The sequence below is a fragment of the Curtobacterium sp. MCSS17_006 genome (assembly GCF_003234215.1).
Lineage (GTDB): Bacteria > Actinomycetota > Actinomycetes > Actinomycetales > Microbacteriaceae > Curtobacterium > Curtobacterium flaccumfaciens.
Genome location: NZ_QKSO01000011.1, coordinates 58,526 through 72,741, shown reverse-complemented (window position 1 = coordinate 72,741; position 14,216 = coordinate 58,526). Strand labels below are relative to the sequence as shown.

At 71.1% G+C, this 14,216-nt stretch carries 12 protein-coding genes and 1 tRNA gene; 4 read left to right on the top strand and 9 right to left on the bottom strand.

All coding sequences use genetic code 11. The features are described 5' to 3' along the window. Nucleotides 1-53 precede the first annotated feature (53 nt). The 3 genes from DEJ21_RS11870 to DEJ21_RS11860 all read left to right on the top strand — a co-directional run bounded on the left by DEJ21_RS11870 (nucleotide 54) and on the right by DEJ21_RS11860 (nucleotide 2,473). A complete protein-coding gene (locus DEJ21_RS11870) occupies nucleotides 54-1,475 on the top strand; it encodes a glucose-6-phosphate dehydrogenase (RefSeq protein ID WP_111224698.1) in 1,422 nt (473 codons plus the stop codon). 29 nt (nucleotides 1,476-1,504) lie between these two features. Beyond that, the gene (locus DEJ21_RS11865; RefSeq protein ID WP_111224697.1) at nucleotides 1,505-2,290 is read left to right on the top strand and encodes a dienelactone hydrolase family protein; all 786 of its coding nucleotides are present in this window, start codon (nucleotides 1,505-1,507) and stop codon (nucleotides 2,288-2,290) included. A gap of 110 nt (nucleotides 2,291-2,400) precedes the next feature. Further along, nucleotides 2,401-2,473: transfer RNA gene (locus tag DEJ21_RS11860), tRNA-Arg, on the top strand. A 166-nt stretch (nucleotides 2,474-2,639) separates the two neighbouring features. On the opposite strand, the gene DEJ21_RS11855 is transcribed toward DEJ21_RS11860, so the two are convergent. The 5 genes from DEJ21_RS11855 to DEJ21_RS11830 all read right to left on the bottom strand — a co-directional run bounded on the left by DEJ21_RS11855 (nucleotide 2,640) and on the right by DEJ21_RS11830 (nucleotide 8,249). Continuing rightward, complete coding sequence (locus DEJ21_RS11855) at nucleotides 2,640-3,272, bottom strand: TetR/AcrR family transcriptional regulator (RefSeq protein WP_111224696.1); 633 nt, start codon at nucleotides 3,270-3,272, stop codon at nucleotides 2,640-2,642. Between the two features lie 92 nt (nucleotides 3,273-3,364). Further along, entirely contained in the window at nucleotides 3,365-4,045 is a 681-nt protein-coding gene (gene aroQ / locus DEJ21_RS11850) for a gamma subclass chorismate mutase AroQ (protein WP_258375030.1), read from the bottom strand. Next, nucleotides 4,042-4,263: a hypothetical protein gene (locus tag DEJ21_RS11845; protein ID WP_071406470.1), complete on the bottom strand. Its 222-nt coding sequence runs from the start codon at nucleotides 4,261-4,263 to the stop codon at nucleotides 4,042-4,044. The genes aroQ and DEJ21_RS11845 overlap by 4 nt, the downstream gene beginning before the upstream one ends. 29 nt (nucleotides 4,264-4,292) lie before the next feature. Continuing rightward, a complete protein-coding gene (locus DEJ21_RS11840) occupies nucleotides 4,293-5,963 on the bottom strand; it encodes a glycoside hydrolase domain-containing protein (protein WP_181435859.1) in 1,671 nt (556 codons plus the stop codon). 171 nt (nucleotides 5,964-6,134) lie between these two features. Further along, entirely contained in the window at nucleotides 6,135-8,249 is a 2,115-nt protein-coding gene (locus tag DEJ21_RS11830; protein ID WP_181435858.1) for an acyltransferase family protein, read from the bottom strand. Nucleotides 8,250-8,330: 81 nt separating this feature from the next. On the opposite strand from DEJ21_RS11830, the gene DEJ21_RS11825 reads away from it, so the two are divergent. After that, nucleotides 8,331-9,545, top strand: coding sequence for a hypothetical protein (locus tag DEJ21_RS11825; RefSeq protein ID WP_111224692.1), 1,215 nt, complete (start codon nucleotides 8,331-8,333; stop codon nucleotides 9,543-9,545). Here DEJ21_RS11825 and DEJ21_RS11820 read toward each other — a convergent pair. The 4 genes from DEJ21_RS11820 to DEJ21_RS11805 all read right to left on the bottom strand — a co-directional run bounded on the left by DEJ21_RS11820 (nucleotide 9,506) and on the right by DEJ21_RS11805 (nucleotide 14,158). Further along, nucleotides 9,506-10,627: an alkene reductase gene (locus DEJ21_RS11820; RefSeq protein ID WP_111224691.1), complete on the bottom strand. Its 1,122-nt coding sequence runs from the start codon at nucleotides 10,625-10,627 to the stop codon at nucleotides 9,506-9,508. The genes DEJ21_RS11825 and DEJ21_RS11820 overlap by 40 nt on opposite strands. A 37-nt stretch (nucleotides 10,628-10,664) precedes the next feature. Further along, nucleotides 10,665-10,877: a hypothetical protein gene (locus DEJ21_RS11815; RefSeq protein ID WP_027466129.1), complete on the bottom strand. Its 213-nt coding sequence runs from the start codon at nucleotides 10,875-10,877 to the stop codon at nucleotides 10,665-10,667. Between the two features lie 51 nt (nucleotides 10,878-10,928). Beyond that, nucleotides 10,929-11,372, bottom strand: a complete 444-nt coding sequence (locus DEJ21_RS11810) for a MarR family winged helix-turn-helix transcriptional regulator (protein ID WP_017888357.1) — start codon at nucleotides 11,370-11,372, stop codon at nucleotides 10,929-10,931. A gap of 134 nt (nucleotides 11,373-11,506) precedes the next feature. Then, nucleotides 11,507-14,158, bottom strand: a complete 2,652-nt coding sequence (locus tag DEJ21_RS11805; RefSeq protein ID WP_111224690.1) for an MMPL family transporter — start codon at nucleotides 14,156-14,158, stop codon at nucleotides 11,507-11,509. Nucleotides 14,159-14,216: the final 58 nt, after the last annotated feature.

The window sequence follows — 14,216 nt, the reverse complement described above, 5'->3', positions numbered from 1 at the left end:
CACCACCGTAGCGGCCCGGTCATCCACCGGGGCCGATGAGTACCGTCTGCTGCATGTCGAGCCTCCAGACCAGCCTGCTCATCCTCGGAGCCAGCGGCGACCTGTCCAAGCGCCTGCTCCTGCCCGGCCTCGCCACCCTGCTCCAGGTGAAGGACGACTGGGACATTCAGCTCGTCGGGGCCGGTGTCGAGGACCTGTCCGACGCCGACTGGAAGGCGCAGGTGCGCGAGTCCTTCGAGAACGCGCAGGCGTCGAAGAACGAGGAGGACGAGGGCGCCTCGGGTGACACAGCGCTGCCGGAGCGACTGCAGGCCGTGGTCGACGCCTCGACCTACCGGAAGGCCGACGTCACCGACCCGGACGACCTGCGGGCACTGCTCGCCGCGTGCGAGCACGACCCCGCGATCTACTTCGCGCTGCCGCCGGCGGTCACCGAGAAGAGCTGCGAGCAGCTCGCCCACCTCGACCTGCCCGCCGGCACCCGCCTGGCGCTCGAGAAGCCGTTCGGCACCGACGCCGACAGTGCCTCGCACCTGAACGACCTGCTGCACTCGTTCATCCCCGAGGAACGCATCCACCGGGTCGACCACTTCCTCGGCCGCTCCACCGTCCTCAACCTGCTCGGGCTGCGCTTCGCCAACCGCATCATCGAACCGCTGCTCTCGTCGCAGCACGTCGAGCGCGTCGACATCGTCTACGACGAGACCCTCGGTCTCGAGGGTCGGGCGCGCTACTACGACAAGGCCGGGGCGCTCACCGACATGATCCAGAGCCACCTGCTGCAGGTGATGGCCGTCGTCGCGATGGAGGCCCCCGCCTCGATCAAGGCCGACGACCTGCGCACCCAGAAGGAGCTCGTGCTGCGGGCCGTCCGGCCGTGGGGCGGCGACGTCGTCACCGCGGGCAAGCGCGCCCGGTACACCGCCGGCACCGTCGGGGACCGCCAGCTGCCGTCGTACGTCGACGAGGACGGCGTGGACCCGTCGCTCGGCACCGAGACCCTCGCCCAGCTCACCCTGGAGATCGCGAACTGGCGCTGGGCAGGCGTCCCGTTCACCCTGCGGTCCGGCAAGGCGCTCGCCGCGCAGCGCCGCGAGATCGTCATCACGTTCAAGGACTCCCCGCACGTGCCCGAGGGGCTCACCGGCACCGAGTTGCCCGACCGGCTGCGCATCTGGATCGCCCCGGACGAGATGCAGCTCGAGCTCAACGTCAACGGCGCCGGTGACCCGTACACGATCGACCACACGAGCCTCGAGGTGACGTTCAACCCCGGGCGCCTGAGTGCCTACGGCGAGGTGCTGGCCGGCGTGCTCGAGGGCGACGCCACGCTGTCGGTGCGCGGCGACAGCGCCGTGCAGGGCTGGAAGGTGGTCGGGCCGTTCCTCGACGCGTGGAAGGCCGGCAAGACACCCCTCGACGAGTACGCCGCCGGGTCCGTCGGCCCGGACGGCTGGGACAACATCGAGGCCTGAGCCCGAGTGGCGGCGTAGCGTCGGGCGACGTGAACACCACCGACGACGTCCTGCAGACCGTTCCCGAACCCGCCGGCGCCGACATCCGTGTCGACGACGTCCCCTACGACCACGAGGGCTCCGAACTGCTCGGTGTGCTCGCGAAGGACGCCGCGATCGCGGGCCGTCGTCCGGCCGTCCTCGTCGTGCACGACTGGCACGGCGTGAACGAGCACGTCGAGGCCCGGGTGACGATGCTCGCCCGGCTCGGCTACGTCGCGTTCGGCGCGGACATCTACGGAGCCGGCGTCCGCCCCGGTGACGACACGGCGGCCCAGGTCGCCGGCGGTTTCTACCAGGACCTGCCCCTGCTGCGGGCCCGCGCCACCGCCGGGCTCGAGCGACTGCTCGCCGACCCGGACGTCGACCCCGCCCGCGTCGTCGTGATGGGGTACTGCTTCGGTGGCTCGACCGCACTCGAGCTCGCGCGGACCGGTGCCGGCCTGGTCGGTGCCGTGGCGTTCCACGGTGGCCTCATCGCGCACGACCCATCGGACGCCGCGGACATCCGGGCGAAGCTGCTCGTCCTCACCGGGGGCGCCGACCCCGTCGTGCCGGACGAGGCCGTGCACGCGTGGCAGGACGAGATGCGGGCGGCGCCGGACGTCGACTGGCAGGTCGTGACGTACTCGGGCGCGATGCACGCGTTCGCCGTGCCGGGCACCGACGCCCCGGACCACGGCGCGCAGTACCAGGAGCGTGCCGACCGCCGGTCGTGGCAGGCGCTCCGGGTGTTCCTGGCCGAGGTGTTCGACGAGGAGCCCGCGGCGCTGTGACGGTGCGGCCGTCGGAGACCGTTCGCGACACGCCGAGCACGGGGGCCGGAGCGCCTCGATTGGCGCCCGGGCCGCACCTGTTGTAGAGTCTTCCACGGCCGCAAGGCCACGCGCTCGTAGCTCAATGGATAGAGCATCTGACTACGGATCAGAAGGTTGGGGGTTCGAGTCCCTTCGAGCGCACAGGCAAGCAGAACGACGAAGGGCCCCGGTGGATTCCACTGGGGCCCTTCGTCGTTCCGGCGTTCCGGCCGGCGTGCGCGCACGGGTCCGTCCGTCGCGCGTCAGCTCCGTGCGACTTCGTGAGCAGGAACGGTCGAGTCCCCGAGACGGACTCGACCGTTCCTGCTCACGAAGTGGCCGGCGTGTACGGCTGGGCCGCCGAGATGACCTCGGATGCACCGGCGATGCCGAACGACGTGAAGAGCGGTGCCCACAGCGCCTTGAGCTGCGCCACGAGCTCGTCGTCGGTCAGCTGCGTCGAACCGTCCACCATGCCCAGCGTCGTGTTGAGGAGCAGCAGGACGGACGGCTGGACCGCGGCCGCGTCGACGTCCGCCGCCGCGACCCCGGCGCTGACGAGCTCGCCCCGCGTCATCTCGAACCAGTCGAAACCGCGCGGCACCGGCACGCCGGCCTTGCCGAGTTCGTGCAGGAGCCGGACCGCGCCGCCCGCGACCGAGCCCCGGCGGACGTCCATCCCGGTGGTCAGGAGGAACACCGTCAGTCGCTCGATGCCCGGCTGCGCGGGGAGTGCGTCGAAGAGTTCACGCCAGCGCTGCTGCTGCAGTTCGATGACCGCCGTCGCCAGGTCCTTCTTCGACGGGAACAGGTGGTACCCGATCGCCGACTTCGGCTTCCCCATCGCCTCGGCGACACGGGAGAACGTGGTCGCCTCGTAGCCGAAGGCCGCGAACTGCTGCCCTGCGGCGTCGATGATGGCTCGACGAGACGCCTCCATGGCGAGCTGCCGCTGGTTCATCTGTCGCGGTGTCCTTCCTCGCCCGGAGCTGAGCGATCAGTGAACACCACATCTTAGGGCCGCTCATGATGACGGCCCGTCCCCTGCCCGCGTCAGGCGGCGCAGAACGTGTGCCAGGCCACGTCGATCCCCTTCCGGTGCAGCGAGTCGAGCCCGACGTCGAGGTGCTTCCGCTCCGCGTCCACCAGGTGTGCGCACCGGTGGTCCTGGGCGACGGTCTGGGCCTGGCCGAGCGCGGTCACCAGGTCCGTGTCGATGGCATCGAGCTGGGGCCGGATGGTCGTCAGGTCCGGGGCCGTCGTGGGTGCGGTCCACGGGTTGTGCGTCCAGTGGTTGATGAGGCCGCGCTGGACGACCTTGCTCGCCGCGATCTGCGCGCGGATGACCCGGGTCACCAGCACGGGGTCGACGCCCTGCTGCTCTGCCAGGGTCACCGCTTCGTCGACGACGGCCTGTTCGCGCACCGGGTCGGCGACCGGCTTGCCGCTGAGCCACTTCGACTCCGCCACCGGGTCGGCGAGCTCGAGCCGTCGGAGGATGAGCGTGCCGATGGTGTCGAGCTCCGCCGTCGACGCCGTGGGACGGGAACCGTCGTGGGAGATGGTCATCGTGGAACCCGTCGGTTCGGCGGACGTGGGCAGGGGATCGGCGTTCGCCGCTGAAGTCGGCAGAGCGATGCCCGCCGCGAGCAGCCCGAAGGCCAGGGCCGTCGCGGCGGTCCGGCGGGTGCGGTGCCGGGCGGTGGTCGGGGTGGTGGAGTGTGCGGTGTTCACGGGGTTTCCTTCCCGAACCGGCGCCGGACGCGTCGGGTCAGATCGTCGATGATCGGTTTGATGACCTCGTCGTAGAACGGGTAGACGCCGAAGTGGTCGGCGCCCTCGTCGCAGTAGCAGTCCATCGAGATCGCCTCCTCGAAGTTCGAGAAGACGTAGGTGGCACGGTGCGGGAACACGGCGTGCGGCTCGTCGTCACGCGGGGTCGTGGTGGTCACGGCGGTGCTCGATCCCGGTCGGCAGTCCGTCAGCCGGCCAGCCGAGCCGCGGGGACGCCGGGGTCGCGCCCGGAGTCCACCACCGCGTCGATCTCGGTGGACCCGTTGCCCGACCCGACCGTGCGGTTCTGGATCTGGTTGAGCGACCAGTTGCCCGGCAGCGGCTCGAGCTGGTTGCCCGACCAGGCCGGCGACATCCCGGCGACGAACGAGAAGTGCGCGAGTCCGGCGCTGCTCACGGCGGTGCACGTGGCGCGGGAGCCGTAGACGCCCGCCTTGTACAGGTTCCCGCGGTCCCGCAGGCCGGCGGCGACGCCACGGAAGTACGGGACCACGAGCGACTCGTCCTGCGCCGAGGTCGCGTCGAAGTCGGCGGCGAAGTAGACGGTGGTCTGCTTCGGGATCCCGAGCTTCCGGGCCGCGTCGTGGGCGCGGTGCGCGTCGCGGACGCCCTGTTCCTCCGTGAACCACGAGGCAGCGAACCCGCCCTCCTCGAAGATCGGCCACAGCCCGAGCCCGGCGCTCGCCATCACGCGGAGTTCCTCGGGGGTCAGGGCCTTGTCGAGTGCCCCGGAGCGCTGGTGGTTCGTGAGGTACCGGCCGACGCTGGTGGCACCGGACGCACGGACGGCGGCCGCGCGGGCGTCGTCGAGGCGTACGGCGGTGTCGGCACCGGTCGTGGCGCGGTCCGGGTCACCCGTGCTCGCGGCCAGGGCGGCCCAGGTGCCGGCGTCGCACGTCCCGGTCTGCTCGGCGGGCGGGAACGCCTGGAACTGCTGGAACGCACGGACCACCGCGGCGTCCGCCGCCGAGTAGGCACTGCTGAACACGACGCGCTCGCCGTTCAGCACCAGGAGCGCCTTGACGAGCAGCACCCAGGCGCCGGTGGCCCCGACCCCGACGACGCTCGGGCCCGCGGCACGGAGCGCAGCAGCCGTCCCCGGGCCCCAGGCGCCGTCGACCGTGACGCCCACCGCGACCTGCACCGCGCGGATCGCCGCCGAGTACGTGCTCGTGTCGACGAGTCCGCTCGTGCTGCCGTACGCGCCGCCGGTCGCCTCGGCGTAGGTGCGGTTGAGGTACTGCTGCACCGCGCGCACCGCTCGGGACCCGCCGGAGGCGAGTCGCACGGGGTCGACGGTGAGGAGTGCTCCGAACAGGTGGGCCGACAGCGGGAGCGCGCCGGGCTCGGCACCCAGGTCGGACCGGAGCGCCTGCACGGCCGCGACGGTGGCCGCGTCGTACTCACCGGTGAGCGAGACGGTCGATGCGCCCTTGCAGACCAGTCCGGCCTGGACCAGCCGGCGCCAGGTCGCGGCGTCGTCGCCCGTCTCGGCCCCGACGTCGCCGTGCTGCTCGAGCTTCCGCCGGGTCGTCGGCCCGAACGTCGCGACGACGGGGGAGATGCCGAGCAGCGACTGGGTGGCCTGCACGATCCCGAGCACGGTGCCGCTGCCGGTCAGCCCGTCCTCGTCCACGTGCACCCACCCGTGCAGGTGCCCGAAGGTCGTGTTGAGCCAGCGCTGCACAGCGAGCACGCCCGAGTCGGCGGAGCCGGACGAGCCGGAGGAACCGGTCGACCCGGTGGAGCCGGACGCGCCGGAGGTGGTGGCGGCGTCGGCCGGGGCCGCGAGCGCGGTCGTGACGAGCGGGACGGTGGCGGTGATGCCGATGAGCGCAGTTCGGCGCGAGATGTGCACGGGGGTGCCCCTTCAGTTGCCTCGAGCGTCCGCTGGCCGTCGATCGCGCTGTGCGATGCTGATGGCCGCGGCATGGTCCGAGCAACTTCGTCCCTCAACTTGGGACGGTCCTGCAATTCGGCAGACGATCGTCTGATGAAGCGCTCAGTCCTCCCGTTCGGGCCGTCCGGCTCAGCGACCGAAGGCCGCCAACCGGTCCTGCAGCGCACGCTCCAGGTAGGGCTCGAGCGACGACGCCCACGTCGCGGTGATGTGTGTGCTGTCCCGGTAGACCAGGACGCCCCCGACGACCGCGGGGCACGTGGTGTCGGTGCAGTAGTAGCGGCTCAGGTCGATCGACGCGGCCTTGCCCCCGGCCGCCCGGAACGCGGCGACGGCCTCGACCGACGAGTCCGTCGTGCCGAGTGCTTCGGCGCGCGACCGGTCGCAGGCGTCCGTCGTCGGCCCGGACATCGTGCTCAGGCAGGCGACGACGTCGGGGCGGGGCACCGGGTTGTCGCGGACGGCGATGACGGGCAGCTCGTCACCGGCCGCCTGCTCCCACGCGTCGACCAGGCCGTTGCGGGTGGCCTTGTCGCGGGCCGGTCCGGGCGGCAGGCTGACCGGCATCTGCGTGGTGGAGTGGGTGACGACCAGGGCGTCGGCGTCGCGGTGCTCGCGGACGTAGTCGATGGCGGCGTGCTTCCACGAGTTGCAGCCCCGCATCGACGAGGGACTCAGCGAGTCCTGCTGCGCGGTGGTGAGGTAACACCCGCCGGCACCGGCCAGGTCGATCCGCCAGCCGTTGTCGTCGGCGATCTTCTCGTACGCACCGATCAGTGCGTTGCTGTGCGAGTCGCCGATGACGATGAGGTGCTTCGACCAGCCGGTGGCCTTGCCGAGGACGCAGGGCCGGAACGTGCCGCTCCAGCACTCGGCGCGGTTGTCGTCGTCGTCCTTGGCCACGGCCGGAGCGGGCACACGGACGTCGGCGAGCTCGGGGTCGACGCAGGGGTCGGCGAAGCCGATGCGTGCGGCGGCACCGAAGCAGGACTCGTCGTCGTCCTCCTGCTCGGCGGTGACCTGCTTCGTGACCGTGGTCGCGTTGACCTCCTGCACGTAGACGGCGGTCAGGGTGGCTGCCCCGAGCGTGACGACGGTGAAGCTGCAGATGACGGCGAGCGAGACGACGCCCCGGGGCTGCAGGTCCCGCAGCCACGTCGAGAACCGGACCGGTTCCTCGAACCAGATGGTCGTCACGGTGGCCAGACCGATCGCGACGAGCAGCACCGCCGAGCTCGTCGCCCAGTCGAGCGGACGGCCGAGCATGATCGGCAGGATGACGACGAGCGGCCAGTGCCAGAGGTAGAGCGCGTACGAGATCCGACCGAAGAAGGCGACGGGCCGCAGTGCACCGACGTCCTCGAACTCGGTCCCCGCACCGAAGAGCAGCACCAGTGCCGCACCGGCGACCGGCAGCAGCGCCGCGATCCCGGGGAACGCCGTCTCCGGGGTGATGACGACGAGGGACAGTGCGAGGGCCACGACGCCGATGCCGGTGGCGACCAGGCGGACCCGTCGGGCGACCTCGGTGCGGACCTCGGGCAGGTGCACGGTGGCGACGAGACCGCCGAGTGCGAACTCCCACGCGCGGGTGCCGGTGGAGAAGTAGGCGACGCCGGGGTCGGTGGACGTCTGCACGATGCTCCACACGAGGGACAGCACGACGACGCTGCCGAGCAGCAGCCGCGCGGTCGCCAGCGGCGTGAACCGACGGCGTGCGAGTGCCCCGACGCCGAGCAGCAGGAGCGGCAGGAGGATGTAGAACTGCTCCTCGACCGACAGCGACCAGAAGTGCTGGAACGGTGAGGGGGCGTCGGCCGACGCCAGGTAGTCGACGGCGTTCGCCGCGAGCTCCCAGTTCTGCAGGTACACCGTCGAGGCGATCAGCTCGCGCCCGTACTGCCCCCACAGCGCGCTCGGCACGGCGACGAGCACCGCGACGCCGGTGACCACGATGGTGAGGAACGCGGCCGGCAACAGGCGTTTGGCCCGGCGCGACCAGAACCGTCCGAGCCGGATCGTGCCCGTCGCGAGCTGTTCCCGCAGCAGGAGCCCGGTGATCAGGAAGCCGGAGATCACGAAGAAGACGTCGACGCCGACGAACCCGCCGTGCAGGGCGCCCGGCCACAGGTGGTACACGACGACCGCGAGGACGGCGAACGCGCGGAGGCCCTGGATGTCCCACCGCGTGGTGTCGCGCGCTCGGTGCGCGGGGCCCCGCTCGCCCGGCGTTGCTGTACTCACTGCGTCGATCCTAGGAGACGTGGACGGCTCCGCCGGGCGTTCTCGACGCGGACGCTACGATCCTTCTCCAGAGGGGGGCCGATGGATCTGCGCTGGTTGGCGGCGTCCGACGACGAGTTCGCGGCCGAGGCGGCGCGACGACCGCGGATGCGCCGCCCGCGACAGGCCCCGTGGTGGTGGAACGCGCTGCTCCTGGCGATCGAGGTCCCGCTCGCATGGCTCGCGTCCGCGCTCGTGATCTGGGGCACCGGGCTCGTCCACAACGGCGCGGGTGTCGGTGACGTCGTCCGCTGGGCGGCCTGGTTCGTGGTGCTCGTCGCCGGCGTGGTCGGGCTCGTCGTGCTCCTGGTCCGGGGCGAACGACCTCGGCCCCTGCGTCCGGACGAGGCTCGGGCAGTGCTGACGGGGGAGGCCAGTGGGTACCCGGCGCGTCCGGTCCGTCCGAAGCCGCTCGACTCGATGATCACCCCGCGCTACTCCGGCATCCGCGTCCACCCCCGGTTCGGCACCGCCCCCGTGCACGTCGACGGCGTCCCGGACGTCGAGTTCGGCTGCGTCCTGCGGCGCTGGATGGTCTCGCGGGACTGGACGTACCTGACCGTCCGGCTGCCCGGCACGTTGCCGCACCTGCTCCTCGACGCCACGGCGAACGACGGTCGTCGCAGCGACCTCCCGGTGGTGCTCCGCCACCGGCAGCGGATGTCCCTGGAGGGTGACTTCGACCGGCACTTCCGGGTCTGGGCGCCGGAGGACTACGGCCAGGACGCGCTGTACGTCCTCACCCCTGACGTGATGGCGGCGCTCGTCGACCACGCGGCCGGTTGGAACGTCGAGATGGTCGACGACCGGCTGGTCTTCTCGGCGCCGGGGACTGCGGACTGGTCGCGCCCTGCGCCGTGGATGCAGGTCGAGGCAGTCCTGGGCGAGGTCGTGCCCCGTGTCGTGCGCGCCGCCTCCCGGTACCAGGACGACCGCTCGCTGCTCGAGGACGGGCACGCCGACGCGATCGCCGCCGCGGGGCGTCGCCTGGTGCTCCGCGACCGGCGGAAGAGCCGTCTGCGAGCGACGTGGGCGGGGCCGTGTGGATGGGCGTCGTCTGCGTGTCCTACAGCGGACCGTTGGCCGTCGCGGTGGTCGGTTCGCTCTCGGTCCTCGACCATTGACCGTCGGCGCACGCCTGCGACGTGGCCCCGGTACGGACGGGAGGCCCGTGGCGGTGTCGCCACGGGCCTCCATTCCGTCAGGTGGTGCGTCGACTACGCGACGGTCGCGCGCGCCTCGGCCAGCGACGGGTAGTCGGTGTAGCCCTCGGCGGTCGCGCCGTAGAAGAGCTCCGGACGCGGCTCGTTGAGCTCGGCGTCGTGCTCCCAGCGGTGCGCGAGGTCCGGGTTGGCGATCGCGGCGCGGCCCACGGCGACGGCGTCGGCGTGGTCGCCGTCGACGATCGCGATGGCCTCGTCGCGGGTGGTGAGCGACGAGAAGCCCGAGTTCACGATGAACGGCGCGCCCGCGGTACGGCGGACGTGCTGCACCAGGTCGCCGGTCGGCTCGGCGTGCAGGACGTCGACGAAGGCGAGGCCGAGCGGCGCGAGGCCCTCGGCGACGGCGGTGTAGGTGGCGCGGACGTCGGCGGCGTCGTCCTCGATGACGCCCTGGATCCCGTGCTCGGGCGACAGGCGGATGCCGGTGCGGTCGGCGCCGATGGCCTCGGCGATGGCCGTGGTGACCTCGATCGCGAAGCGTGCGCGGTTCTCGGGGGAGCCGCCGTACTGGTCGGTGCGGGTGTTCGACACGGGCGACATGAACTCGTGCACCAGGTAGCCGTTGGCGCCGTGGACCTCGACACCGTCGAGTCCGGCGGCGATCGCGTTGCGGGCGGCCTGCACGAAGCCCTGCACGGCCTCCTGCACCTCGGCGGTGGTCAGCTCGTGCGGGACGGGCATGTCGGCCTTCGAGCCGTCGGCCAGGTGCGTCTGCCCGGGGGCGGCGATGGCGGACGGGGCGACGATGCGCGGGGTCTGCGAGATGTCGGTGTGCGAGACACGGCCACCGTGCATGAGCTGCATGACGATCGTGCCGCCGGCGGCGTGCACGGCGTCGGTCACGCGGCGCCAGCCGGCGATCTGGTCGTCGGTCTCGATGCCGGGCTGCCCGGGGTAGGAGCGGCCCTCCTGCACGGGCCAGGTGCCCTCGGTGATGATCATGCCGAGGCCGGCGCGCTGCCGGTAGTGCTCGACGAGCAGGTCGTTCGGGACGCCGTGCTCGCCGGCGCGGGTGCGCGTGAGCGGGGCCATGACGACGCGGTTCGACAGGGACAGGGCGCCGATGGAGGCGGGTTCGAAGAGCTTCACGTCAAGGCGAACGACGAGTTGTCCCATGCAATTCCACCTCGGAGCACTTCTTCAGGCAGCGCGGTCAGTCGCGCGGGCACACCAGCGTCGACGAGCGCACCTGGCCCTCGGGCCGGATCACCTGGTGCTGGGAGAGGGGCTTGCCGCACAGGGGGCAGCCCCGGTCGATCGTCCGGTCGTCGATGCCCTCGGGGCGACCGGCGCCGATCTGCGAGGGGCCCATCTTGTTGATGAGCGTCGTGTTCCACCGTTCGTACCACTGGCCGAAGCGTCCCACGGTGCATCCTTTCGTTCGTGCACGAACCATTATGGCACTGATGGCCGTGGATCACACCTGGTCGACGCGCTCCAGCAGCTCCGTCAGCTCGTCCTTCAGGGACTCGAGTCGGGCGAGTGGCCACCCGAGCCGGTCGGCGACGGCGAGCGGGACCGCCTGGGCCCGGTCGCGCAGGGCGTGCCCGGCGGTCGTCAGGGACACCTCGAGTTGGCGTTCGTCGGCGGCGCTGCGGGTGCGGCGGACGTAGCCGGAGGCCTCCAATCGCTTGAGCAGTGGGCTCAGCGTGGCGGAGTCGAGTCGCAGCTCGCCGGCGATCTCGCGCACCGACCGGGGGTCCCGCTCCCACAGGGCGAGCATGACGAGGTACTGCGGGTGGGTCAGGCCCATCGGTTCGAGCAGGTCGCGGTACAGCCCGATGACGCTGCGGCTCGTCGCCGCGAGTGCGAAGCAGAGCTGCCGGTCGAGCGCGAGCGGATCCGGGGCGGTCTGGGTCATGCGATCAGGGTACTTCGTTCGTGCACGAAGTGGCGTGCTCGCGACCCGGGGCGGTGGGCGCAACGGCCTGGAGGCCCGGTGCCGGTCTCGTGGACCGGCACCGGGCCTCCAGGGTGGTTGCGCTGGTGCGTCGACTACGCGCGGTGCGCGGGCGGGTGGCCCGAGTCGTGCGCGTTCGCGTCCGGCTCCACGGGGAGCGCGTGGGTGCCGGTGTGCGTGTCCTCGTGGCCGGCGACCGGGTGGGTGCGCTCGAGCTTCGCGCCCTCCACGTCGACGTCCGGCACGATGCGGTCGAGCCACTTCGGGAACCACCAGGCGCTCTTGCCGAGCAGGTGCATCGCGGACGGGATGAGCAGCATCCGGACGACGAAGGCGTCGATCAGCACACCGAACGCCAGCCCGAAGCCGATCGGCTTGATGGTGGACGAGTCCGAGAAGATGAAGCCCGCGAACACGGAGATCATGATGATCGCCGCCGCCGTGACCACCGCGCGACCCGCGTGCAGACCGCGCTGGACGGCCACCTTCGCGCTCGCGCCGTGGGCGTAGGCCTCACGCATGCCGGACACCAGGAACAGCTGGTAGTCCATCGCCAGACCGAACAGGATGCCGATCTCGATGATGGGCAGGAAGCTCAGGATCGGTGCCGGGTCGTGCACACCGAAGACCGAGCCGAGCCAGCCGAACTGGTAGATCGCGGTCAGACCACCGAACGACGCCAGCACGGACAGGATGAACCCGGCGGTGGCGGTGATCGGCACGAGGAACGACCGGAACACGATGATCAGGATGATCAGCGACAGCCCGACGACCACCACGAGGTAGAGCGGCAGCACGTTCGAGAGCTTCTCGGACACGTCGATGTTCGCCGACGCGTTGCCGGCGACGCCGAGGGTGACCTTGCCGTCGTCGGTGGAGACGGTCTGCTCGCGCAGGTCCTTCACGACGTTCTCGGTCGAGACGCTGTCCGGGCCGCCGGCGGGCTTCACCTGGAACGCGACGATGTCGCGGTCCTTCGAGGCGCCGATGGGCAGCACGGCCTCCACGTCGTCGTTCTTCGCGATCGCCTGGCCGATGGTGACCTCGGTCGCGGTGACGTCGCTCTTGCTGATCGACTCCGGCAGGGTCGCCACGACGAGCAGCGGGCCGTTCTGCCCGGCGCCGAACTCCTTCTCGAGCGTCTTGTAGGCCTTGTACTGGCTCGACTCGACGGCCTCGGACGAACCGCTCGGCAGGCCGAGGCGCATCTGGGTCGCGGGCAGGGCGATGGTGCCGAGCACCGCGACGCCGAGGACGAGCGTGATGACCGCGCGCCAGCTCGACATCGGCTTGTTCGGGATCCGCGTGGAGTCGGTGTTGCCGATCTTCGCGCGCTCCTTCTTCCGCAGGATCCGCATGCCGATGAGCGACAGCAGGGCCGGGGTGAACGAGGTCGCGATGAGGATCGCGAAGAGCACCGCGACCGCGCCGACCGTGCCCATCAGGCCGAGGAACGGGATGCCGGTGATGTTCAGCGCGAGCAGCGCGACGATGACCGTCGCACCGGCGAACACCACGGCGTTGCCCGAGGTGCCGTTCGCGAGCCCGATGGACTCGTGCACCTGCATGCCCTGCTTCAGCTGGGTCCGGTGCCGGTTCAGGATGAACAGCGAGTAGTCGATGCCGACCGCCAGGCCCAGCATCACCCCCAGGACCGGCGTGACCGAGATGAACTCGACGACGCTCGAGAACGACAGGGCGGTGAGCGAGGCGACGCCGACGCCGAGCACGGCGCTGACGAGCGGGACCGCGGCGCCGATGACCGTGCGGAGCATCAGGAGCAGCACGATCGCGGCGATGATGACACCGCCGATCTCACCCGGGCCGAGGATCGACGGCACACCCTGCGCGATGTCGTTCGAGACGTACACGTTGACGCCCTGGATGTCGGCCGACTCGGCGTCGTCCGCGATGGCGGTCTTCGTGTCCGCGGGGACCTCGTAGGTCGACTTCGTGAACTGCACGGTGCCGATCGCGGCGCTGCCGTTGTCCGACACGAAGCGGATGTCCTTCGACAGGTCGAGCAGGTCCGAGCCCTGTTCGAGCTCCTGCTCGTTGTCGTCGAGCTTCTGCTTGTTCGTGTCGATCGTCTTCTGGGCGTCGGCGATCTGCTGCTCACCGGCGTCGATCTGGGCCTGCTGGGCGTCGATCTGCGCCTGCGCCTGCTGGAGCTGGGCGGCCGCTGCCTGCGCCTGTGCGGCGGGGACGGCTGCGCCACCGGCCGCCTGTGCCTGGGCCTTCTGCGCGTCGAGCTGCGCCTGGGCGTCCTCGATCTTCTGCTTGCCGGACTCGAGCTGCGCCTTCTGGGCGTCGAGCTGGTCCTGGCCGCTCTCGATCTTCGCGCGACCGGACTCGATCTGGTCACGGCCGTCGACGATCTTCTGCCGCTGGTCGTCGAGCTGCTGCTGGGTGTCGAAGCCGCTCGTCGTGCCCTTGACGCCGTCGAGCTTCTCGAGGCTGGTCAGGAAGTCGTCGATCTCGGACTGCTGCGACGACGAGAACGCCTTGCCGTCCTTCGTCTCGAAGACGATCGTGCCGTTGCCGCCGTTCGCCGACGGGAACTTGTCGGCGAGCTGGTCCTGCACCTGACTGGTCTTGGTGTTCGGGATCGTGATCGACGACGAGATGGTGCCGGCGAAGAGCGTGTACGTGACGCCCGCCACGGCCATGATCACGACCCAGGTGATGATCACGAGCCAGTGGCGTCGTGCGGAGAACCGTCCGAGACGGTAGAGGAGACCGGCCATGCGGTTGCCTGCGGTCCTTTCGTGTCAGGTGCTGGTGGTGCGGGGTGCGCCGGTGGAC

Coding starts and splice junctions, on each gene's coding strand:
- DEJ21_RS11855 (WP_111224696.1), bottom strand. CDS start 3,272: ATGAACCAGCGGCAGCTCGCCATGGAGGCGTCTCGTCGAGCCATCATC.
- DEJ21_RS11810 (WP_017888357.1), bottom strand. CDS start 11,372: ATGACCCAGACCGCCCCGGATCCGCTCGCGCTCGACCGGCAGCTCTGC.
- DEJ21_RS11820 (WP_111224691.1), bottom strand. CDS start 10,627: ATGGGACAACTCGTCGTTCGCCTTGACGTGAAGCTCTTCGAACCCGCC.
- DEJ21_RS11805 (WP_111224690.1), bottom strand. CDS start 14,158: ATGGCCGGTCTCCTCTACCGTCTCGGACGGTTCTCCGCACGACGCCAC.
- DEJ21_RS11870 (WP_111224698.1), top strand. CDS start 54: ATGTCGAGCCTCCAGACCAGCCTGCTCATCCTCGGAGCCAGCGGCGAC.
- DEJ21_RS11825 (WP_111224692.1), top strand. CDS start 8,331: ATGGATCTGCGCTGGTTGGCGGCGTCCGACGACGAGTTCGCGGCCGAG.